This window comes from Bradyrhizobium sp. CCBAU 45384, from assembly GCF_028128665.1.
GTDB lineage: Bacteria > Pseudomonadota > Alphaproteobacteria > Rhizobiales > Xanthobacteraceae > Bradyrhizobium > Bradyrhizobium manausense.
On the sequence record NZ_LBIZ01000094.1, the window covers coordinates 20,352 to 43,047 of the forward strand.

Here is a 22,696-nt window from a genome sequence, read left to right on the forward strand (position 1 = left end):
ACTGCCTATTGCGCGACGCCCGGACCTCCGCGCGACTCCAGGACCTGGCGAATGGCACGTGCCAGATCCGCCGGCCGGTACGGCTTGCTCAGCAGGGTGATATCAGGGTCGAGCCGACCGTCATGCATCATGGCGGCTTCCGGATAGCCCGACATATAGAGCACGGGCACGCCGGGACGCCGCTGGAGCACGGCATCGGCAAGTTGGCGGCCGCTCATGCCGCCGGGCATGACGACATCGGTAAAGAGCAGATCGAACGCCGTGCCCAGGTCGACGAGAGCGAGGGCCTCCGGACCATTGGGGGCCGCGATCGTGCGATAGCCGAAGCTCTTCAGCTGCGCTTCGACATAGTTGCGGACCAGTTCGTCGTCCTCGACCAGGAGGATGGTTTCCCTGCCGCGTTGCAGCTCGCCCTTCGTCACTACGCGTGTGGAGGCTGCGGCCTGGGTCGAGCGCGGCAGGTACAGGCTGAAGGTCGTCCCTGATCCTTCTTCGCTGTCGATTCGAATATGTCCGCCGGACTGCTTGATGAAGCCATACACCATGCTCAAGCCGAGGCCTGTTCCTTTGCCAAGCTCCTTGGTCGTGAAGAACGGTTCGAAGATCTTGTCCCGGATTGTCAGCGGAATCCCCGAGCCGGTGTCGCTCACCGTCACCAGGACGAAGTCGCCGAGCGCATTGTCCGGTCCTGGATTGTCGGGGCCAAAGCTCACATTCGCGGTGCCGAACGAGATCTTGCCTCCGCCCGCCATCGCGTCGCGGGCATTGACGGCGAGGTTGATCAGGGCAGTCGAGAGCTGGCCCGGGTCGATCAGCGCATGCCAGCAATCGGTCTGCAGCGTGGAGCCGACCTCGATGTGCTCGCCCAGCGTTGGCCGCAGCAGCTTTGCGGTATCGACAATGAGATTGTTGACGTCGACGTTGCGGGGTTGCAGCGGCTGCCTGCGCGCGAAGGCGAGGAGCTGCATCGTCAGATCGGCGCCGCGCGTGGCGGCGTCGTCGATCATATGTGCAATGGCGACGAGGTCAGGCCGATCCGCAAGATCGTCGATCAGGATCTGGATGGTTCCGGTGATCACCGTCAGGATGTTGTTGAAGTCATGGGCGACGCCCCCGGTGAGCTGGCCGACGGCGTCCATCTTCTGCGCCTGGCGCAACTGCTGCTCGAGGCGCAGCCGCTGGCTGATGTCGCGTCCGATCACGATGATCAGCTCCTGGCCGCCCGTCGAGACGTGAGCGGCAGACATTTCGACATCGAGGCCCTTGTCGTCGGCGCCGCCCAGGCGAAGCTGCAGCAGACTCGTCGAATCCGGCGCCAGCAATCTGGCGACCTCGGTTGGGTCGGCAGCAACGAGCATGGATCGGAACGGCAGGCCGATGATCTGCTCCCGCGGCCGTCCCAGCATCACACCGGCAGTGCGGTTTGCCTCGATCACAAGGCCGCTTTGGTCAAGCACCAGGATTGCGTCATGCGCCTGCTCCATGAGCAGGCGGTATTTTTCCTCGGCCTGCTTTCGCGCGGTGAGGTCGAGCACGAACGAGACGCACTGATCGGACGACCCGGCCAGCGAGGCGGACCCGATCAGGACAGGAACGCGGCTGCCGTCTTTCCTGATGAACTCCTTCTCCCGCGAGGCGGTCTGCCCCGATGTCCTGAGCTGTTCGACCCGCTGCGTGTCTTCGTCGCGATATTCCGCCGGGGTCATATCGTTCCAGCGGATGGCCTTCGAGACCAGGTCCTGCCTGGAATATCCGGTCATGTTCAGGAAGGCGTCGTTGGCGTAGCTGATGTCGCCGCTGCCCTCCCAGAACAGGATGCCGATAATATTGGAATCGACGAGCCGGCGGATGCGCGCCTCGCGCTCCTGAAGATCGCGATAGAGCAGCGTGTTCTCCAGAGAGATCGCGGCCTGTGCCGCCAACAGGTCCAGCACCGCCACCCGATCCGGCGTGAAGGCGTGCGTCGTCAACGTGTTCTCCAGATACAGCAAGCCGATCAGCTTGGCTTGTTTCAGCAATGGCAGGCAGAGCATGGATCTCGGGTGTCGGCGACGCACATAGTCGTCACCGTAGAGCGGATCGGGCCGCGTTGCGTCGTCGACGATGAGAGGCTTTTGCGCGCGAATGACGTAGCGCAGCAGGGCCTCCGGACAATCCGGTGTCGAGAGCGAGGTTTGACGCATCGCGACCGTGAACACGTCGCCCCTGGATTGACCCTCCGCCTCGATAAGGAAGTCGTCGTGCCGCGACAGGATCAGCAGGCCGCGGTCGGCACCAGCGTTCTGCAGAACGATCTTCATCAGTGTCTCGATCAGCTTCGGCAGCTCGATTTCACTTGAGACGGCCTGAGACGCCTTCACCACGGTGGTAACGTCCATCTGCTGGATGGTCGGCCGGCTGCCGGAGCTGGTATCTTCGGCGACGTGGAGGCGCGGATAGAGGTGTTCGAGCTGCCTGACCTTTGGCTCGGCTCCCCAGCGGATAAATCCGTAGTGGGCATCGCGTAGATAGGCATTGGCGATCTTGTCGAAGCCGCGCGTCGTGTAGAATCGTCCGGCGAGCTCGTTTGCGATGGCTTCATTGTGAGGAAAGCCGTTTGCATGCGCCTCGGCGATCGCCCGGTCGTAGTATCGCATCGCATCGACCTCGCGACCTTCGACGCGGGCGATTTCAGCCGAGATGAGAGCGGCCCGGTCGGCGAAGTCTTCCGGGCTGATCTCGTCCAATTGCTGAAGCTCGCGGTGGTGGCGGGTCAGAGCGTCGTGATGCCGGGCTCGTTCGGCTGGGATGGCGACCTCGCAACACGCGGCCTCGGCCAAGGCCGCATAGAAGTGAAAGTCAACCCGATCGAACAGGGCTTTCGAGGTCCACAAGAGCTTGTCGGCCTTTGCTGCGGCAGCGATGGCGGTGGGATCGTTGGCAAGCACGCGTGCCTGCAGCTTGCGGGTCCAGTACCAGAATCCGGCCTGCTCCAGGTATGGCTCGGTCTCGAGACGACGTTCAAACTGCGCCTCGTTGAAGCCGGCGTCATCGAAGCTACCGAATTTCGCGGTGAGGCCGCGCAGCGACCGGATGAGCTGCAACTGCCCAATAATTCGATCCGCCGCAAGATCGACGTGCGCCCGGCGTGCGTAATCGAACCCCGCTTCGGCCTCCAGCTGCACTTCGGCAAGCGGATCGCCGCAAGCGAGAAGGTGCGTCAGGTGATGATGGCGGGTGAAGCTCGCATAGTTCACGTCGCCGACTTGCTGCGCAGCGTCGAAGGCGCGCTTCAGCCACGGGCGTCCTGTCCTCACATCTCGCGTCCAGCTGCCGAAGCCGAGATAGACGCGGGCCTTGAACCGGTCCAGTCCGTGCGTCTCGACCAGATCGAGGCCGAGCTGGGCAAAGCGATAGCCGGCAGCGTAGTCGCCAAAGTCGGGACCGAGCACGGTGGCGAGCACGATGTAGGCGAGACACGAGGCATCGGAGTTGCCGTATTGCAAGCTGAGATTGGCCATGCGTCCGATGATCAGGCGTCGCAAGCCCTCATCGATGTACCAGGCCGGCGAAACCAGCACCGTAAGGACATCCATCGTTCCGCGCGCGACCGGATCAGTCATCTGCGGCAGATCGAGCAGGGCCTCGATCGGACGGTCGCCGATCGCCTGCCACATCCGCTGATATTCTCGCTGGACTTCATCCGGCGTTGGATGCGCGGACCAGTCGATGCCGACGCGCCGCAGATAGTCGAGCGCGGTCTCGACGTTGCGATCGCTTGGCTCCATCCGCAGCCGGGTGACCGCCGCGAGATCGGGCAGGGTGGCCGCTCGTTCCGCCAATTCGGCGAGGCGCGTGTTCGCCGTCGCGTGTTCGCCTGCGAGGAATTCGCATTCGGCGCGCTGCAGCGCCAGCGCGAAGCTGAGCGTGTAATGTTGCTCCCAGCGATCCCCGGGCAGCATGGCTTCGCCGGCCGCGAAGTGAGCGTGCGCCATGGCGAAGGCCGTTGCGGCCTTGGCGCGGCGACCGGCGAGCAGATTGAGCTCCGCCAGCCTGACGCGCTCCTCCGGTGCCGTGATCAAGGCTGCGCCGCGGTTGAGTTGGCTGACGATCTCGAAGACGTGTTCTTCGATCGTTTCAGGCGCGGCTCTCGCTGCGAACAAGCGGCCGATGCGCAGATGCGCCGCGGCCCGTCCTTGCTCCGGAATCAGTGCATAGGCCGCCTCCTGAAACCGGTCGTGGACGAAGCGATAGGCGCCAGCTTGCGGCTCGACGAATTCCTGGCGAACGGCAGGCCACAGATCGGCGTTGACCTGATCATCGGAGGCGTCGAGCACGATCGAAAGCACTGCCACCTCGGCGACATTTCCGAGGCAGGCCATCTGCTGCAGAGCCGTGCGTGTCGCCAGGGGCAGCCGGGTGAGCTTCCCCAGCATGAGGTCGATGACGTTGTCGGTGTATCGCTTGGCGTGAATCCGCTCGAGGTCCCAGGCCCAGCGCACGGCATCATGGTCGAACGCAAGCAGGCCTTCGTCGACCAGCGAGAACATGAACTGGATGGCGAAGAACGGATTGCCTGCGGTCTTCTCGTGCACGAGCTGGATCAGCGGCGCAGCGTGACTCGGCTCGCAGCGGAGCGTGTCCGCCAGCAACTGGCCGAGGTGCCTGCGACCGAGCGGCGCGAGCTTGATCTCCACCACCCCTCGCCCGCGCGCCTTGATGGCCTCTCGCATGCGCATGACGGGATGAGCGGAATCCACCTCGTTGTCCCGGTAAGCACCGATCAGCATCAGGTGCTTCAGCTCTGACCGCGTCAGGATGTCCTCGAGCAGCTCGAACGTCGCCATATCAAGCCATTGCAAATCATCGAGGAACAGCACCAGGGGATGTTCGGCCCGCGCAAACACGCCGATGAACTGTTCGATCACGCGGTGAAAGCGGCTTTGCGCGTGCTGGAGCGGCAGCTCGGTGACAGGCGGCTGCTCGCCGATGACGGCCTTCAGCTCCGGAACCAGGTCCACGACGAGCTGTCCGTTTGGACCAAGCGCGCCGAGCAGGGCCTGGCGCCACTCGCTCAGCTCGGCGTCGCGTTTGCCGAGAAGAGGACGGACGAGGCCCTGGAATGCCTTGGCGAGCGTGGCGTAGGGGATGTCGCGTTTGTGCTGGTCGAATTTGCCTGACGCAAACAGGCCGTGCGACGGCACCAGCACCTTGTGCAGCTCGTTGACGACAGATGACTTGCCGATGCCGGAATATCCGGCGATCAGCGCAAGCTCCGGCGCGCCGCTCTTGGCAATGCGTTCGAACGAGGCGAACAACGTCTCGCACTCGGATGTCCTTCCGTACAGCTTCTCGGGTACGAGAAGTCGGTCCGGCGTGTCGTGCTGGCCCAGCGGGAAGTCGTCGATGGAACGCCGAAGCTCCCATTCTGCGAGGCAGCGTTGCAGATCCCGCTCGGCGCCGCCGGCGGTCTGGTAGCGCTCTTCCGCCATCTTGGAGAGCAGCTTCATGATCAGCCTGGACACCGTGCCGGGCACGTTGCTGCATCGCTTGGCCGGCGCATCGGGCTCCCTTGCGACGTGACAATGCACCCATTCCATCGGATCATCAGCGGCGAATGGCAGCGAGCCGGTGACCATCTGGTAGAGCGTGACGCCGAGCGAGTAGAGATCACTCCGCGAGTCGATCGAGCGGTTCATGCGTCCCGTCTGCTCGGGAGAGATGTAAGCGAGCGTACCGGCGATCTGCTCGTGCGCTGCCGCGGACAGCCGTTCGCGGGGGCGGCGTGTTGCGAATCCGAAGCCGGTGAGATGCACGCCGCCATTGTTGCGGCTCACCAGGATATTTGCCGGTTTGATATCCTTGTGCACCAGGCCCTGTTGATGGACCTTGCCCAGCGCGGCGGCGATCTGGATCGCGAGACGCAGGAAGCTGCCCGTCTCCATGGGTGCGTCCGTCAGCCAAGTCAGCGGTTCGCCGCCGCGATCCTCGAGGATGAGAATGGTGCGGCCGTGATCCTGCAGCAGCTCGAGCGGCTTCGCCGCCCAGGCACCATCCAGTTCGTCCCTCAGCGCAAATTCGTGAGCCAGCCGGTCGAGGCTTTGCGGGCTTGGATGTTCCGCGGCCGGAACGACGGCCAGCACGACCTGCCGGTCACCGTCCATGCGTTCGCGGGAGGTGCGGCACAGCAGAATCCCGTCTTCGTCGCAGAGAACCTGCGGACCGTGGGCCCAGCCGGTGCCCATAAACGATGAGAGATTCATATCCGTAGACCGTGCCGTCGCCGGGTTCAGGTCCGAACCGTAACAGGCTCGCCCGGTCCCCCACCTCATCCTCCGCAAGACCGCTCCGATGCGGCAACGCGCGCCGTTATCGTTGCTTTAGTTTCCGCGTGCGGGACGCATGAAGGGCAGGACGCACGTGCAACGCTTGGCACGATAAGGCTGGCCCCTCACGCCGTCATTCCGGTACCCGGTCCGATCGGCGAGGCCGGGCACCGTTAAATCGTATCATTTGCCTCAATCTCGTCAACGGACGGCCGACGAGACTTCGCAAAGTCCATTCGAGCACGTCGGCATGTAACAGAGGTCTCCTGCGGGTGACATCGCAACCTAGAGGAGAGAACGAGCGTCGGTGCTGGGCTGAAGCGACAATTCAGTTCTTTCAATTGGTTAGATGTTCGTGCCGGCCGAGCTCTCGGACCAGCTGAAAACGCAGGTCCGGATCACGAGGGCAGAGCACTTGCGAAACCCATCGTGTTTCGATGGGTTTCGTTACGCTCCTACAAAACCTTCGTGTTCCGATACCAGCTCGCAATATTCCACGTCGTGACGTCCCACCCCGAGATGTCAGTCATCAGGCCATCGACGGCGCCGCCGACGATGTAGCGTGAGAGCAGCGGCAGGAAGATGTTGGCCTCGCAGAAGATCTCATCGACCTTGATCAGCAGCGCGGCGCGCTTGACGGGATCGAGCTCGTTCTGCGCGGCCTTGTAGGCCTTGTCGGCCTCCGGGTCGGACCAGCGCGAGACGTTGCGGCCGAGCCATTTGTTGTCCTTGCTCGCGATTTCCCAGGAGACGCACTGGTTCAGGAACCGCTCCGGATCGGGCTGGGGCTGCGTCGCATTGTACATTTCCATGTCGCAGTAGAATTTCGAGTAGGTGTCGGGATTGCCGACATCCGAGGAGAAGAACACCGACGCCGTGACCGATTTGAGTTCGATCTCGATCCCGGCCTTCTGGCAGGCCTGCTTGATGATGGCCTGTGCCTTCTGGCGTGGCGCGTTGATCGAGGTCTGGAACACGTATTTCAGTTGCTTGCCGTCCCTCGTACGAATGCCGTCGGCACCAGCCTTCCAGCCGGCCTCGTCGAGAATCTTGTTCGCCTTCTCGATGTTGAATTCGTATTTCAGCTTGCCCGATTTGAACTGCGGCGGCTGGTTGACGAAGCTCGCCGTTGCGACGGCGGCGCGGCCGTAGATGAACTTCTGGATTCCTTCGCGGTCAATCAGCAGGTTGAGTGCCCGCCGCACGGCCGGATCGGACAGCGTCGGGTGCTTCGTCCTGGCGTTGGATCGTTCGCCGTCAACCTCGGTCCAGGGGTCCGTGGTGTTGAGGATGACGAACTCGATGCCGCCGGCGGTCGTGTACTCGACCTTGCCTTTGCCACCGGCCTCCATGCGCTTGAGGATCTCGTCCTCGACCAGCAGATTCCACGCATAATCGTATTCGCCGGTCTGTAGCACGGCGCGCGCGGCAGAGACTGCATCTCCGCCGCCCTTGATCTCGAACGTGTCGAAAAAAGGCTGGTTCTTGACGTGATAATCAGGATTGCGTTCGGCCCGGAGCAGATCGCCCGGCTTGAACTCGACGAATTTGTAGGGACCGGTGCCGACCGGCTTCAGATTGCCCGGCGCGTCGCGCGATTTCGCACCGGCATAGTCGCCGAAATGATGCTTCGGCAGGATCTGGCCCACCGAGCCGACGAAGGGATCGGCCCAGAACGGGGTTGGCGCCTTGAAGATCACCTTGACGGTGTGGTCGTCGATCCTCTCGACAATGATGTCCTTGTAGGATCCCGTGGTGTAGGCGGCCGTCGCCAGGTCGGCGGCATAGGTCCAGGTGAAGACGACGTCGTCGGCGGTGAAGGGCTTGCCGTCATGCCATCTCACGCCCTGCTTCAGCTTCCAGATCACGCTGGTGCCGTCACCCGACAGCCCGCCATTCGCCTTGGTCGGGATCTCGGCGGCAAGACAGGGGAAGAGATTGCCCTCCTTGTCCCAGCCGGCGAGCGGCTCGAAGAAGATGCGTGAGGCGACCTGGTCCTTGGTGCCCAGCGCGAAATGCGGATTGAGCAAGGTGGGCGCCTGCCAGACCAGCATCCTGAGCGGACCGCCGCCGCCGGCTTTCGTCGGCTTGTAGGCCAGTGTGGCATTAGCCATCGCCACGTCGTTCCAGAGCAGGATCTGGCTCGCAATTGGCGCCGTGACCCCCGCTGCGGCCAACGTCCGCATGAAGGAGCGCCGCGACAGCGTGCCCTGCTTCACCTCCGCGATGAGCCCGCGGATGTCGTTTTCGTCCATCGGATGACCTCCACCTGCCACAACAACAGTCGTCACCGGCGGAGCCATCATGTTGCATCGTTGTGTGGGCAGCAATGCCGACAATGGTGGAAAGCGGTGCGACGAAATGCCGAGCCAGGACCGCGGGTAGTGTCCATCCAGAGAACGAGAAGACGCATCTCCAAGTTCGAACGCAGCCGGAAGATCGATGCCGGTGCCCCTTGCTCCGTCATTGCGAGCGCAGCGAAGCAATCCAGAATCCCTCCGCGGCGACAGTCTGGATTGCTTCGCTGCGCTCGCAATGACGCGGTTGGAAGCAGCGTGCTTCAGAAGGGCTGCGGTCCGCGGGAGGCGGCCATGCGCGCGGTTCCGCGCATCGGTATTCCGTTGCCCTGTACGCGCGGGCCTCACTATATTGGCGAACGATGCAACCGGAGCGGCCTGCGCGGCGCTTCCAGCGATTGAGGGCCACGCGATGGACGATACGATTGGCTTCCCCGACCCCGGCCTCGATTTGTCGGATGGCTTCAAGCCGCACACCTCGCATTGGGGCGCGTTTTCCGCACGCAATGGCGCGGCCGGGCTGGAGGTGAGAGCCTATGGCGGCGACCCCGATCCGAGCGGCATCATCGACAATTTCCCCGGCGCTCTGCGCCATCAGGCCCGTATTGCGCAGCCCGCCATCCGCAAGGGCTGGCTCGAGCGTGGGCCCGGGCCCGATGACAGGCGCGGCCGCGACGAATTCGTCTCCGTCAGCTGGGAGAAGGCGCTGGACCTGCTCGGCGACGAGCTCGCGCGCATCCGCGACACGCGCGGCCCCGGCGCCGTGTTCGGCGGCTCCTATGGCTGGTCGAGCGCGGGCCGCTTCCATCACGCGCAGAGCCAGGTGCATCGCTTCCTCAACATCGCCATGGGCGGCTATGTCCGCTCGGTGAATTCCTATTCGTCCGGCGCGTCCTCCGTGCTGCTGCCGCAGATCCTGGCGGGCTATGAGGACATCACCAAGCGCAACGTCACCTGGGAACAGGTCGCCGAAAAGACCGAGATTGTGCTCGCATTCGGCGGCATGGCGCTGAAGAACTCGATGGTGGCCGGCGGCTCGATCAGCAAGCATGTCGAGCGCGGTGCGATGCAAGCAGCGCGCAAGCGCGGCTGCGAGTTCATCCTGATGAGCCCGCTGCGCGAGGATTTGCCGGCCGAGGCCGGTGCCGAGTGGATGACATGCACGCCCGGCACCGACACCGCACTGATGCTCGGCATGGTTCACACGCTGGTCAGCGAAGGCTTGCATGACCAGGCTTTCCTCGATCGCTACACGGAAGGCTGGCCGGTGTTCCTGCGCTATCTCACGGGCGAGAGCGATGGACAGCCCAAGCATGCCGAATGGGCTGCCGCGATCTGCGGCGTCGACGCGAGCGCGATCCGGACCCTGGCGCGGCGCCTTGCCGGCAAGCGCGCACTCATTACGGTCTCGCATTCGCTGCAGCGCGCCGAGCATGGCGAGCAGCCGGTCTGGATGGGCATGGTGCTGGCGGCAGCGCTCGGCCAGATCGGCCTTCCCGGCGGCGGCTACGCCTATTCGCTGGGCGCAATCGGCTATTACGGCCGCCGCGTCAACGACGTGCCGGGGCCGACGCTCGGGCAGGGGCGTAACGGCGTCAGGGATTTCATTCCGGTGGCGCGCATCGCCGACATGCTGCTCAAACCCGGCAGCACTTACCGCTACAATGGCGAGACGCGCACCTATCCAGACATTCGCCTGGTCTATTGGGCCGGCGGCAATCCGTTCCATCACCACCAGGACATCAACCGCCTGCGCAAGGCTTTTGCGAAAGTCGACACGCTCGTCGTGCACGAGCTCGCCTGGACTGCGACCGCGCGCCATGCCGACATCGTGCTGCCCTCGACCATGACGCTCGAGCGCGAGGACATCGGCTATTCCAGCAACGATCCCTTGATGGTCGCGATGCACCAGATCGCCGAGCCGTTCGGGCTGGCACGCGACGACTACGAGATCTTTGCCGATCTCGCCGATCGCCTCGGTGCCCGCGAGCCTTTCACAGAAGGGCGCAGCTCGCGGCAATGGCTGGCGCATCTCTACGAGCCGACCCGCGCCTCGCTCGCCAAGCGCGGGCTGGAGGCCCCGAGTTTCGAGGAATTCTGGAAGCGCGGCAGCCTGGTCGTGCCGCAGCAGCCCGACGATGGCGGCCGCTTGCGCAGTTTCCGCGAAGATCCGGTCGCGCATCCGCTGCCGACGCCGAGCGGACGCATCGAGATTTACTCGGCGAAGATCGCCGGCCATGGCGATGCGGATTGTCCCGGCCATCCGGTCTGGCTCGATAAGAGCGATATGCCCAAGCCCGGTGCGCCGTGCTTCCTCGTCGCCAACCAGCCGGTGACGCGGCTGCACAGCCAGCTCGATTTCGGCGGGCATTCGCTGGGCGCAAAGCATCGCGGCCGCGAGGTCGCGCGGATGAATCCGCGGGATGCAGATGCGCGGGGCATCAAGGACGGCAACATCATCCGCCTGTTCAACGCGCGCGGCGCGTGCCTCGCCGCGGTGCATGTCACCGATGGCATCGCGCCCGGCGTCGTGCAATTGCCGACCGGCGCCTGGTACGACCCGATGGACCCTGAGGACGACGCGCCGCTCTGTGTGCACGGCAATCCGAACGTGCTCACCCGCGACGTCGGCACCTCGTCCTTTGCGCAAGGCTGCACCGGCCAGCTCACCACGGTTGAGGTGGAGAAGTTCACCGGCAACCTGCCGCCGATCCGGGCGTTCGACCCGGTGTAGCCACACAGGGCGGTGGACGTGCGACCGCGTCAGCGCGCGTTGGCGATTGCCAGCGCGGCGTCCACCGCATTCTCCAGGATCTCGTCCGACAACTGCCTGTCGTTGACGGCGCGCGACAATTGCAGCGCGCCGACCATGGTCGAATAGATCGTGATCGCCTTGCGCCGCCGCTCTTCTGCTGTGCCTTGCCTGATCTGCTTTGCCATCAGCCCGACGAGGTCGGAGACCTTGCCGGTAAAGGCATCGCGCGTTGCCTTGGGGTGCCGCGCGATCTCGGCAACGAGCGCGGCGGTCGGGCAGCCCGTGCCAGGGTGGTCGCGGTGACGTGTCGAGAGATAATCGCGGATCACGGTTTCGACCGCGACGCCATTCTCGAGATTGGCCTTGTGCCGCTCCTCGCGGCGGGTGAGGGCATCGGTCAGCACCTCCCGCACCAGCTCCTCCTTGGAGGCGAAGTGGGTGTAGAAGGCGCCGTTGGTCAGGCCGGCCTCCGACATGATGCCGGCGAGCCCAACCGCGGCGATCCCGCTCTCGCGGAACTGCGCCGAGGCGACCTCGAGGATGTGCCGGCGTGTCTCGTCCTTGTGTCCCTTATCGTAGCGCATGGTCCTCAGCTCCCTCCCGACCTCCGCCCAAAGACACGGCCACGGGATCGTGAGCTGTTCTCTATTGCATTACGATCATAATAATACATTATGAGCATAATGCAATGGCTGCTGCGGCAGCTCCGGAAAAGAACAGGACCTCAGCAATGTCAGTCGAGGACGTCGCGGCGCAGCCTATATCCGCCCTGGAGGCCCCTGTGCGCAGCGCGGCAGCGCCTCGCACCGTGGCGCCGACCGCCGACCAGCGCCGTGCCGCGCTTCTTGCCGCGCCGATCCTGCCGACGCTGCTCAAGCTCGCCGCGCCGACCGTGACCGTGCTGGTGGCGCAGACCGCGGTGAATATCGCCGAGGCCTACTATGTCGGCTATCTCGGCACCGATGCGCTGGCGGGTGCCGCATTGGTGTTCCCGATCTTCATGCTGATGACCATGATGTCGAATGGCGGGTTCGGCTCGGGCGTCGCCTCGTCGGTGGCGCGCGCGGTCGGCGCGGGCCGTCGCGACGACGCCGATGCGGCGCTGTTCCACGCCGTCGTGCTTGCGATCATCGCGGGAGGGGTGTTCACGCTTGGCGTGCACTTCGGCGGCCCGGCGCTGTTCCGAACGCTCGGCGGCCGCGACGGTGCGCTCGATGCGGCCGTCACCTATTCCAGCTATCTGTTCGCCGGCGCGATTCCTGTGTGGATCGTCAACCTCCAGGCCGCCGCGTTGCGCGGATCCGGCAACGTCAAGGTGCCTGCGCTGGTGACGTTGATCGGCGCGATCGTGACCATTCCGGTCTCGCCGCTGCTGATCTTCGGCTTCGGCCCGGTGCCGAGCCTCGGCATCGGCGGCGCAGGCATTGCCTTCGGTCTCTATTACGGCGCGGCGATGCTGTTCCTGCTGCGCTACATGTCCTCGGGCTCCTCCGGGCTGCGGCTGCACGTCGTGCCGCTGCGCGCGAAGATCTTTGGCGACATGCTCAAGGTCGGCATCCCCACCGCGTTCAATGCCGTGCTGACCAACCTCACCGTCATCCTCGTCACCGGCGCGGTCGGCCTGTTCGGCACCTCGGCGCTTGCCGGCTACGGCATCGCCTCGCGGCTCGACTACATCATGATCCCGCTGCTGTTCGGCCTCAGCACCGCGACGTTGACCATGGTCGGCGTCAACATGGGCGCGGGCCAGATTGCGCGAGCGCAGCGGATCGGCTGGGTCAGCGGCGCCGCGGGCATGATCATGACCGGCTCGATCGGCCTGATGGTCGCGATTGTTCCGACAGCCTGGTTGCATCTGTTCAGCCATGACGCCGGCGTCGTGGACGAAGGCATGATTTACCTGCGCATCGTCGCGCCGGCCTATGCGGCGCTGGGATTCGGCTTTGTCGTGTCGTTCGCGGTGCAGGGCACCGGTCGCGCGCTCGGTCCACTCGCCGGCTCCGTCGTGCGCATCCTGATTGCGGCCGGCGGCGGCTGGATCGCGGTGGCAAGCTTCGGGGTGGGAATGGCAGGGCTTGCCATCATGGTCACGGTATCGCTTGTCGCCTACGCTGCGATCTGCGTGTGGATCATGCTGTCGCCGTCGACCTGGCGTGCCGAGCCGCGCGCCTAGGAAGGCTTGCACCAGCCCCAATTTGCGTTCATTTCCCATTTGCCGGCGAACGGAGAAGTGTTGCCCGTCGTCGGCGGTCAATATGGATATTCATTTCATTGATTTCGTCCGGCGGAGAAGCGAATACGGTTCCCATCGATAAGTCATGGAGACCAAGATGTCGCTTCGCCCCACCCTGATCCTCGCTACCCTGCTCGCCGCGTGGACGGCGGCAAGCTCAGCCGAGACCATCAAGATCGGCGTGACGCCGGGTCCTCATGCGCAGATTCTGGAGGCGGTAAAGCCGATCGCCGCCAAGCAGGGCCTCGACATCCAGCTCATCGAGTTCTCTGATTACGTGGTGCCGAACGCCGCGCTCGATGCCGGCGAGATCCAGGCCAATTCGTTCCAGAACCAGCCTTACCTGGACAACCAGAAGGCCGATCGCGGCTACAAGATCGAGGCGGTTGGCCTCACCGTGAACTTCCCGATCGGCGTCTATTCCAAGAAGCACAAGGCCTTCGCTGACATTCCCGACGGCGGCAAGGTCTCGATCCCCAACGATCCGACCAATGGCGGCCGCGTCCTGCTGCTGTTGCGCGACAAGGGCGTGATCAAGCTGAAGGACGGTGTCGGCTTCAAGCCGACCGTGCTCGATATCACCGAGAATCCGAAGAAGCTGAAATTCATCGAGGTCGACGCGGCGCAGGCGCCGCGCGCGCTCGATGATGTCGACGCCGCCGCGATCAACACCAATTATGCAACCCAGGCGGGCCTGGATCCGGTCAAGGATCCGATTCTGCGCGAGGACCCCAAGGGTCCCTACGTCAACCTGATCGCAGTGCGCAGCGCCGACAAGGACAAGCCCTGGGTCAAGATCCTGGTCGACAGCTATCACACGCCCGAGGTGAAGGAGTTCGTCCTCACCAAGTTCAAGGGCGCGGTGCTGCCGAGCTGGTAGGCAGCCTGCTTAGCCAAAGGTCTAGCGCTGGGGTGCGATCCCGGCGGGCAGCCTTGCGCTTTGCCCGCTTGTCTCCAGCGCCGGCAACCGACATCATCGGGATCCATCCTCGCCCGACAGGGGTCGTATGAAACGTCTTGCAAATCTGAAACGCCTGGGATTCTTCACGCGACTGCTCGATGAGGCCCCGCCGGCCGAGCGCTATCGCTTCGCCGCCGAGCAGCTCGTACGCGCCGAGAAGGCCGGCCTCGATTCCGCGTGGATCGCGCAGCACCATTTTCACGAGCGCGAGGGCGGACTGCCGTCGCCCTTCACCTTCCTCGGCTATGTCGCCGCCCAGACCTCGCGCATCCGCCTCGGCACCGGCATCGTCACCCTGCCGCTGGAGAGCGCGGTGCGGGTGGCGGAGGACGCCGCAGTGCTCGATCTGCTCTGCAACGGCCGCTTCGAGCTCGGGGTCGGCACCGGCGGGAACCCGTCGGCCTTTGCCGCCTTCGGCCTCGACGGCGCCCAGCGCAACGAGATCTTTGCGCGCAATCTCGAGGTGGTCCGCAAGGCGCTGGCCGGCAAGCCGCTCGAGGGCGGCGACACGCTCTACCCGCAGCGGCCGCAACTGGACAAGCGCATCTGGCAAGCGACGTTCTCGGTCGCGGGCGGGGCCCGCGCCGGCAAGGCCGGCGACGGCCTCTTGCTGTCGCGCACCCAGCCGCGGGCCAAGGACGCGCCAAACGCGACGCTCGCCGAGATCCAGAACCCGATCATCGACGCCTATCTCGCCGCGCTGCCGCCGGGCACTGAACCGCGCATCATGGCCTCGCGCAGCGTGTTCGTCGCCGATGATCATCGCGAGGCGATGCGTCTTGCCGATATCGGGCTGCGCCGCGCGCTGCCGCAATTCATGAAAAGCGGGCATCTTCCCCCGGGCGAGACGCTGGAGGAAATGATCGCGGCGTTCGACACCCATGTCGGCGGCGCCGACGAGGTGATCGCCTCGCTACGTACCGATGCGACGCTGGAGCGGATCACCGATCTCGTCTTCCAGGTCCATTCCGTCGATGCGCCGCACCCCTACGTGCTGCGCTCGATCGAGCTCGTGGCCGACAAGGTCGCGCCTGCGCTGGGCTGGACCAGGACCGCGCCCGAAGTAGCCCTTGCCGGCTAGTCGGGCTTTGATGGATTTCACGAGGCACCAAGATGAGCACGCCTGATATCATCGACACGCTTGCAGGCATCAAGCCGGGATCGGCGCTGGACGCCATCCGCGCCAAGCGCCTGCAAGCGCGCGAGAACGCGCAGAAGAGCTATCTCTCCCTGTTCGAACCGATCGACGCCGGCGAATTCTCGCTGCTCGAGCGCGCCGCGATCGCGGCCTTCGTGACCGGGCTCCATGGCGAGTCCCCGGTTGCCAGCTTCTATCGCGACAAGCTTGCGGCGACCGCCGGCGGCGCGGCTCTGGTCAAGACCATCGACGCCGAGATCGCGCGGGGCAAGACCTCGGGTCCATATGGCTCGTTTCCGGCGGGCCCGCTGTCGGTCGAGAATACGGCAGGCTTGATTTATCGCGTTGACGCGGCGAGTAAGTCCGCGCTCGGTCCCCGGCTCGTCGCGGCGCTCGAGCACGCGCATCTTTTGGTGTTCCGGCCGCGCGATGCGGCGGCCGCCGACATGAAGGCGCTGCAGGCGGCCGGCTGGTCGACCACCGGCATCGTCACCTTCTCCCAACTCGTCGCGTTCCTGTCGTTCCAGGTGCGCGTCGTCAGCGGCTTGCGCACGCTTGCAGCAGTGAACGCATAAGAGGAGGCCGCTATCATGAACGCCACCGTCAATCCGCCTGATGTCTTCACCCAGGATGAGCTCGGCTGGGTCTCCTGGATCGAGCCGCTGCCCGAGGCCGAGCTGACCGAGCGGCACTATGCCGGCCTCGTCGACCGCGCCCGCGCCAAGTCGGAATATTTTCGTCTCCTGGTGCGCGACCCCGAAGTGCTGGAAGCCCGCACCAAGACCGACAAGGACATCTTCTACAACGTCGCCGACGGCCTGCCGCGCGACGAGCGCGAGCTCGCGGCGGCTGCCACCTCGCGCTACAATGGCTGCATCTATTGCGCCTCGGTGCATGCGCGCTTCGCCAGCACCTATTCCAAGCGCCGTGACGACGTGCAGAAGCTGCTCGACGAGGGCGTCAAGGCCGATCTCGGCGAACGCTGGAACGCCGTGGTCAAGGCCTCGGTGGCGCTGGCGTCGACGCCGATCGCGTTCGGCCCCGACAATATTAGGGAGCTGCGCAGTGCGGGTCTCGACGATGCCGAGATCGTCGACGTCATCAACGGCGCCTCGTTCTTCAACTGGGCCAACCGGCTGATGCTGTCGCTGGGCGAGCCCTCGAAATAGTCACCGGCACAAGACTTGCTGCTTGTTTGTAAGACTAGAGCTTTCAACACCTGACTGGATGGAGCCGCACATGAGCAACATCAATCGCCGAACCCTGGTCAAAGGCTCGCTCGCCATGATGGCGGGCGCCGCCTTCTCGCGCGCAGCCCTCGCGGACGCCGATCCGATCCTGCTCGGCGTCAGCGGCCCGCTGACGGGGCCGAATGCACAATATGGCACGCAATGGAAGCAGGGCTTTGATCTCGCGCTGGACGAGATCACGGCCGCCGGCGGCATCAACGGCCGCAAGCTTGCCTATACCTTCGAGGATAGCCAGAGCGATCCGCGCCAGTCGGTGGCGATCGCGCAGAAGTTCGTGTCCGATCCCCGCATCGTGCTTGAGCTCGGCGATTTCTCCAGCCCCGCCTCGATGGCGGCCTCGCCGATCTATCAGCGCGGCGGCCTCGTGCAGTTCGGCTTCACCAATTCGCACCCCGACTTCACCAAGGGCGGCGACTTCATGTGGAGCACGTCGGTCAGCCAGGCCGACGAGCAGCCGCTGCTGGCGCGCTATGCGGTGAAGAGTCTCGGCCTGAAGAAGCTTGCGGTGCTGCATCTCAACACCGATTGGGGCCGCACCAGCCGCGACTATTTCAACAACGCCGCCAAGGAATATGGCGCGGAGATCGTCGTCACCGAAGGCTATATCGCCGAGGAGCGCGATTTCCGCTCCACGCTGGTGCGGGTGCGCGATGCCAATCCGGACGGCTTGGTGCTGATCTCCTATTATTCCGATGGTGCGCTGATCGCGCGCCAGGCGCGTCAGGTCGGGCTGAAGCAGGTGATCTGCGCCGCCAGCTCCGTCTATTCGCCGAAATTCCTGGAGCTCGGCGGCGACGCCGTCGAGGACGTCCATGTCGGCACACGCTATTTCCCGGAGGACAAGCGGCCCGAGGTGCAGAACTTCATTGCCGGCTTCAAGAAAAAGTACAACGGGCAGGAGCCCGACGCGTTCAACGCCTACGCCTATGATGCGATGAACATGGCGGCCGCGGTGATCAGGATCGGCGGCACCGACCGCAAGGCGATCCGCGATGCCTTCGCCAAGGTCAAGGACGTCCCGAGCGTGATCTTCGGCACCGCGACCTTTGACGTTGCCACCCGTCGCATCAAGGGCGCCATGAACGCCGAGCTGGTCGTGCGCAACGGCAAGTTCGCGCTTTGGGACGGCAAGCCCACCTGACCTGACGGCCGGAGCTCTCGCTCCGGCCTTTCTCCCCTTCATTAGGAACCCTGCGTGTCTTCCTGGCTCGACTACACCATCAACGGGCTGATCGTCGGTAACGTCTACGCCCTCGTTGCAGTCGGGCTCGCGCTGATCTTCGGCGTCAGCCGGCTGATCAACTTTGCGCAGGGCTCGATCTATCTCGTCGGCGCCTATATCGGCTGGGTCGCGGTGGTGCAGCTGCACACGCCGCTGCCGCTCACCATCATCTTCGTCGCGGTGGTGGCCGCTTTGGTCGGGTTGATCATCGAGCGCTTCGGCCTGCGGCCGCTGCAGAACTCGGTGCGGATCGCGCCGCTGCTGGCGACCATCGGCATCAGCTTCGTGCTCGACCAATTGGTCATGCTGACCTTCTCGCCCAATCCGCGCGCGCTGCCGAGCCAATTGCCTGATGTCCGCTTCCAGGTCGGCGGCGGCACCATCGGGCCGCTCGATCTCCTGATTGCCGGCGTCGGCATCTCCAGCGCGCTCTTGCTGTTCGTGTTCCTGCGCTACACCAAGCTCGGCTGGGCGGTGCGCGCCGCCTCGCAGGACCGCGACGCCGCGATGCAGATGGGCGTCGACGTCAACCGCGTCAATCAGACCGTGTTCGGCATCGCGGCCGCGCTCGGCGGCGTCTCCGGCCTCCTGGTCGGCATGTACTACAACCAGATCGACACCGCGATGAGCCTGCAGGCGACACTGAAGGGCGTCGTCGCTGAGGTCGTCGGCGGTGCCGGCAACGTGCCGGGCGCGGTGGTCGGCAGCATGCTGCTGGGCCTGGTCGAGAGCTACGGCGTCGCCGTGTTCGGCACCAGCTATCGCAATCTGTTCGCCTTCCTGCTGCTGGTCGTCGTGCTGGTGCTGCGGCCGAACGGCCTGTTTGCCAGCGCCCGGCAGGCGCCGCCCGAGCCGCTCACCGGCACGTTCATTGCGCCGAGCCGACCGTTGCGCATTCCGCGCTGGGCCTTGGCCGTCGCGGTCGCCGCGTTCGCGATCCTGCCGCTGCTGCCGGTGTCGTTCTACGTGCTCCAGACCCTGATCAACGCCTGGCTGCTCGGCATGCTCGCGCTGAGCCTGACGCTGGTCGCCGGCACGATCGGCCAGGTCTCGCTCGGACACGCCGCGCTGCTCGCGATTGGCGCCTATACCTCCGCGCTGCTGTCGCTGACGCTCAACGTCCCGGTCGGCCTTGCCATCATCGCCGGCGGCCTGATGAGCGCCGCGCTCGGCACGATCCTGATCTCGCCGTCATTCCGCTTGCGCGGCCACTACGTCTCGATCGCGACGCTCGCCATCGGCGAGATCGTGTCGCTGGTGATCCTGAACTGGGAAAGCGTCACGCGAGGGCCGATCGGCATTTCCGGCATCCCGCCGCTGTCGCTGTTCGGCTACGATCTGATCAGCCCGGCCTCGGTCTACTGGTTCGCATTCGCCGTCATGGTCGTGCTCGCGTTGCTGCAGGCGCGCCTGCTCGGCTCGCATCTCGGCCGCAGCTTTCGCGCCATTCGCGATGACGACATCGCGGCGCGTGCCTATGGGCTGAGCCTGAACCGCTACAAATCGCTCGCCTTCATCTTCGGCGGCTTCGCCGCCGGCCTCAGCGGCGGCATCGCCGCGCATCTTTACTCCTATATCAACCATGAAACCTTCAACACGCAGCAATCCATCCTGGCGCTGACGGTCGTGATCCTCGGCGGCCTCGGCAATGTCGTCGGTGCCATCGTCGGCGCGGTGGCGCTGGTCGGCATCCCCGAAATGTTCCGGATCGCGGCGGAGTACCGCATCCTGATCTACGGCATCGTGCTGCTGCTGCTCGTGCGATTCAGGCCGCAGGGCCTGTTGGGGACGATCTGATGGCGGAAGCGCACGCGCCGCTGTTGTCCCTGCGCGGGCTGACGCGTCGCTTTGGTGGCCTCACCGCCGTTGACGGCATCGATCTCGATCTCGCCAAGGGCGGACTCGTCGGCATCATCGGCCCGAACGGCGCCGGCAAGACCACGCTGTTCAATCTCGTCACCGGGCTCGACCGGCCGGATGCGGGCCAGGTTCGCTTCGAGGGACAGGACATCACCGGACTCTCGCCGGAGCGGCTCGCCGCGCAAGGCATCGCGCGCACCTTCCAGCTCGGCCGTGTCTTTGGCAATCTCAGCGTGATGGACAACGTCCTGATCGGCGCCCATACGCGCCTGCGTGCCGTGAAGCCGGCCGTGCCTGTGATCGGCCCGTTGCTGGAATTGGGCCTGGCGCTGCTGCGCCCTTCGAGTGTCAGGCAGGAGGAAGAGCGGCTGCGCGAAGAGGTCAAAGCCATCCTCGCCCGCTTCGGCGAGCGCCTGTTGCCGCGCATTGACCAGCCGGCCTATAGCCTGTCTTACGCCAACCGCCGCCGCGTCGAGATCGCGCGTGCGCTCGCGCTCAAGCCGCGCCTGTTGCTGCTGGACGAGCCGACCGCCGGCATGAACCCGAGCGAGACCGCGGAAATGCAGGCCCTCGTCGCCGAGCTGAAAGCAGAGGGGCTGACCATCCTGCTGATCGAGCACAAGCTTGAGATGGTGATGCAGCTCTCGGATCGCGTCATCGTCATGGACGAAGGCAAGAAGATCGCGGAAGGGCCGGGCGAGGTGGTGCGCAGCGATCCCAAGGTGATCGAGGCCTATCTCGGCCACGGGCTAGCAGGGGCGGCGGAGCAGGAGAGCGCGGCATGACCACGGGCGCAGCCGAACCGCTGCTGGCACTGACTGACGTCAACACGTTCTATGGCCAGGCCCAGGTCCATTTCGACTTGTCGATATCAGTCGGCCGCGGCCACATCGTCTGCCTGCTCGGCGGCAATGCCAGCGGCAAGTCGACGACCATGAAGATCATCCTGGGTCTGGTGAAGCCGCGCTCCGGCGAGGTGACGTTCGACGGCGCCTCGCTGATCGGCCTCACCACGCCGCAGATTGTCCGCCGCGGTATCGCCTCGGTGCCCGAGGCGCGGCGGCTGTTCGCCGATATGAGCGTGCGCGAAAACATCCTGATGGGCGCCTTCGTGCGCAACGACCGCGACGCCGTGGCGCAGGATCTCGACAAGATGCTGACGCTGTTTCCGAAGCTCGGCCAGCGGCTGTCGCAGCGCGCCGGCTCCTTGTCCGGCGGCGAGCAGCAGATGGTGGCGATGGCGCGCGCGCTGATGAGCCGGCCGCGCCTGATCGTGATGGATGAGCCGACCATGGGCCTGTCGCCGCTCTATGTCGACCGCGTGTTGGAATTGATCCGCACCATCAACCAGGACGGTGTCTCGATCTTCATGGTCGAGCAGAACGCCAGCCTCGCCCTCGAGATCGCGCACGAGGCCTATGTGCTCCAGACCGGCAAGATCGTGCTCTCGGGCCCGGCGCGCACGCTGAAGGACGATCCTCGCGTTCGCGACGCCTATCTCGGCGGCTCCGAGGCCGCGTAGCTTGGCCTCGGCCTGCCGGGGAAGGATGGCCGCAAGCACCGCTGCTCTTGCGCGATTGCACTGGTCAGTATGACCATCTTATGAAAAGATCATACCGTTGGCGCAATGAGACGTGCGGGCGGAATGCGGGTCGTGACGAGATGGTCTATGCGGGCGATTGAGTCCGGAATGGTGCTGCTGTTCGGCGGGCTCGTCGCCGCCAACATCGCCGCGTGGATCTGGGCTTTCGCGGCGTTCGGTGACCGGCCCGCGGTGATGGCGACGGCGCTGCTCGCCTGGGTGTTCGGCCTGCGCCACGCCGTCGATGCCGACCACATCGCCGCCATCGACAATGTCGTGCGCAAGCAGATGCAGGCGGGCGATATGCCGCGCAGTGTCGGTCTCTATTTCGCGCTCGGCCATTCCACCATCGTCGTGGTCGCAACCATGCTGCTGGCGCTCGGCGTGGTCAGCCTTGGTGGCGACAGCCTGCTCAAGGATATCGGCAGCCTGATCGGCACCTCGGTGTCGGCGCTGTTCCTCCTGGTGATCGCAGCGATCAACCTCGCCATCTTCGCCCGCCTGTGGCGGACGTTTCGCGCCGCGCGCGAGCAGGGCGTCCACGACGCCGCAGGTTCGGAGGCACTGCTCGGCCATCGCGGCTTTCTCGCGCGCCTGCTCGGCCCGATGTTCCGCCTGGTGACGAAGCCCTGGCACATGTTTCCGCTCGGATTGCTGTTCGGTCTCGGCTTCGATACCGCGACCGAGATCGGCCTGCTCAGCATCTCCGCCACCGAAGCGGCTCGCGGTGCTTCGCTCGCCGACATCCTGGTCTTCCCCGCGTTGTTCGCATCAGGCATGGCGCTGGTCGATACCGCCGATTCCGCGCTGATGGTCAGCGCCTATCGCTGGGCCTTCGTCGATCCCATGCGCAAGCTCTGGTACAACCTCACCATCACAGGCGCATCCGTCGCGGTCGCGCTGTTGATCGGCGGCATTGAGGCGCTCGGCCTGATCAGCGACCGGCTCGGATTTAATGGCGGCGTGTGGGCGCTGGTCGATGGTCTCAACGCGTCGCTTGCCAATGTCGGCTTCGCCGTGATCGCGCTGTTCGTGATAGCCTGGCTGGTTTCGAGCCTGCTCTACCGCCGCATCTTCGCGACGGCCTGAGGGC

The 22,696-nt window shown here is 65.0% G+C and carries 14 protein-coding genes; 11 read left to right on the forward strand and 3 right to left on the reverse strand.

Going from position 1 to position 22,696, the window contains the following annotated elements:
* Positions 1-5: 5 nt before the first annotated feature.
* The gene (locus XH80_RS08630) at positions 6-6,242 is read right to left on the reverse strand and encodes an AAA family ATPase (RefSeq protein WP_271598233.1); all 6,237 of its coding nucleotides are present in this window, start codon (positions 6,240-6,242) and stop codon (positions 6-8) included.
* A 518-nt stretch (positions 6,243-6,760) separates the two neighbouring features.
* Positions 6,761-8,560: a peptide ABC transporter substrate-binding protein gene (locus XH80_RS08635; protein ID WP_271598234.1), complete on the reverse strand. Its 1,800-nt coding sequence runs from the start codon at positions 8,558-8,560 to the stop codon at positions 6,761-6,763.
* Between the two features lie 454 nt (positions 8,561-9,014).
* Here XH80_RS08635 and XH80_RS08640 point away from each other — a divergent pair, with 454 nt between their 5' ends.
* On the forward strand, positions 9,015-11,336 hold the full coding sequence (locus tag XH80_RS08640) for a molybdopterin guanine dinucleotide-containing S/N-oxide reductase (protein WP_271598235.1): 2,322 nt from the start codon (positions 9,015-9,017) through the stop codon (positions 11,334-11,336).
* A gap of 29 nt (positions 11,337-11,365) precedes the next feature.
* Here the strand turns inward: XH80_RS08640 and XH80_RS08645 are convergent, their stop codons facing one another.
* The gene (locus XH80_RS08645) at positions 11,366-11,941 is read right to left on the reverse strand and encodes a TetR/AcrR family transcriptional regulator (protein ID WP_271598236.1); all 576 of its coding nucleotides are present in this window, start codon (positions 11,939-11,941) and stop codon (positions 11,366-11,368) included.
* A 146-nt stretch (positions 11,942-12,087) separates the two neighbouring features.
* Between XH80_RS08645 and XH80_RS08650 the strand changes: the two genes are divergently transcribed.
* The 10 genes from XH80_RS08650 to XH80_RS08695 all read left to right on the forward strand — a co-directional run bounded on the left by XH80_RS08650 (position 12,088) and on the right by XH80_RS08695 (position 22,692).
* Positions 12,088-13,530 (forward strand): MATE family efflux transporter, encoded by a 1,443-nt coding sequence (locus XH80_RS08650; protein ID WP_271598237.1) that lies wholly within the window; start codon positions 12,088-12,090, stop codon positions 13,528-13,530.
* A 145-nt stretch (positions 13,531-13,675) separates the two neighbouring features.
* A complete protein-coding gene (locus tag XH80_RS08655) occupies positions 13,676-14,470 on the forward strand; it encodes a MetQ/NlpA family ABC transporter substrate-binding protein (protein ID WP_271598238.1) in 795 nt (264 codons plus the stop codon).
* Between the two features lie 127 nt (positions 14,471-14,597).
* Positions 14,598-15,632, forward strand: a complete 1,035-nt coding sequence (locus tag XH80_RS08660) for a putative FMN-dependent luciferase-like monooxygenase (RefSeq protein ID WP_271598239.1) — start codon at positions 14,598-14,600, stop codon at positions 15,630-15,632.
* Positions 15,633-15,664: 32 nt separating this feature from the next.
* A complete protein-coding gene (locus XH80_RS08665) occupies positions 15,665-16,264 on the forward strand; it encodes a CMD domain protein (RefSeq protein ID WP_271598240.1) in 600 nt (199 codons plus the stop codon).
* A 15-nt stretch (positions 16,265-16,279) separates the two neighbouring features.
* Positions 16,280-16,858 (forward strand): alkylhydroperoxidase domain protein, encoded by a 579-nt coding sequence (locus XH80_RS08670; RefSeq protein WP_271598241.1) that lies wholly within the window; start codon positions 16,280-16,282, stop codon positions 16,856-16,858.
* Positions 16,859-16,928: 70 nt separating this feature from the next.
* A complete protein-coding gene (locus tag XH80_RS08675) occupies positions 16,929-18,080 on the forward strand; it encodes an ABC transporter substrate-binding protein (RefSeq protein ID WP_271598242.1) in 1,152 nt (383 codons plus the stop codon).
* Positions 18,081-18,134: 54 nt separating this feature from the next.
* On the forward strand, positions 18,135-19,958 hold the full coding sequence (locus XH80_RS08680; protein WP_220004877.1) for an ABC transporter permease: 1,824 nt from the start codon (positions 18,135-18,137) through the stop codon (positions 19,956-19,958).
* Positions 19,958-20,806 carry an ABC transporter ATP-binding protein gene (locus XH80_RS08685; RefSeq protein WP_271598243.1) on the forward strand — a complete coding sequence of 283 codons (849 nt, stop codon included), beginning with the start codon at positions 19,958-19,960 and terminating at the stop codon, positions 20,804-20,806. Before XH80_RS08680 ends, XH80_RS08685 begins: the two co-directional genes overlap by 1 nt.
* Entirely contained in the window at positions 20,803-21,543 is a 741-nt protein-coding gene (locus tag XH80_RS08690; protein ID WP_271598244.1) for an ABC transporter ATP-binding protein, read from the forward strand. The genes XH80_RS08685 and XH80_RS08690 overlap by 4 nt, the downstream gene beginning before the upstream one ends.
* A 123-nt stretch (positions 21,544-21,666) precedes the next feature.
* On the forward strand, positions 21,667-22,692 hold the full coding sequence (locus tag XH80_RS08695) for a HoxN/HupN/NixA family nickel/cobalt transporter (protein ID WP_442869131.1): 1,026 nt from the start codon (positions 21,667-21,669) through the stop codon (positions 22,690-22,692).
* Positions 22,693-22,696: the final 4 nt, after the last annotated feature.

Coding starts and splice junctions, on each gene's coding strand:
- XH80_RS08630 (WP_271598233.1), bottom strand. CDS start 6,242: ATGAATCTCTCATCGTTTATGGGCACCGGCTGGGCCCACGGTCCGCAG.
- XH80_RS08635 (WP_271598234.1), bottom strand. CDS start 8,560: ATGGACGAAAACGACATCCGCGGGCTCATCGCGGAGGTGAAGCAGGGC.
- XH80_RS08640 (WP_271598235.1), top strand. CDS start 9,015: ATGGACGATACGATTGGCTTCCCCGACCCCGGCCTCGATTTGTCGGAT.
- XH80_RS08645 (WP_271598236.1), bottom strand. CDS start 11,941: ATGCGCTACGATAAGGGACACAAGGACGAGACACGCCGGCACATCCTC.
- XH80_RS08650 (WP_271598237.1), top strand. CDS start 12,088: ATGTCAGTCGAGGACGTCGCGGCGCAGCCTATATCCGCCCTGGAGGCC.
- XH80_RS08655 (WP_271598238.1), top strand. CDS start 13,676: ATGGAGACCAAGATGTCGCTTCGCCCCACCCTGATCCTCGCTACCCTG.
- XH80_RS08660 (WP_271598239.1), top strand. CDS start 14,598: ATGAAACGTCTTGCAAATCTGAAACGCCTGGGATTCTTCACGCGACTG.
- XH80_RS08665 (WP_271598240.1), top strand. CDS start 15,665: ATGAGCACGCCTGATATCATCGACACGCTTGCAGGCATCAAGCCGGGA.
- XH80_RS08670 (WP_271598241.1), top strand. CDS start 16,280: ATGAACGCCACCGTCAATCCGCCTGATGTCTTCACCCAGGATGAGCTC.
- XH80_RS08675 (WP_271598242.1), top strand. CDS start 16,929: ATGAGCAACATCAATCGCCGAACCCTGGTCAAAGGCTCGCTCGCCATG.
- XH80_RS08685 (WP_271598243.1), top strand. CDS start 19,958: ATGGCGGAAGCGCACGCGCCGCTGTTGTCCCTGCGCGGGCTGACGCGT.
- XH80_RS08690 (WP_271598244.1), top strand. CDS start 20,803: ATGACCACGGGCGCAGCCGAACCGCTGCTGGCACTGACTGACGTCAAC.
- XH80_RS08695 (WP_442869131.1), top strand. CDS start 21,667: ATGCGGGTCGTGACGAGATGGTCTATGCGGGCGATTGAGTCCGGAATG.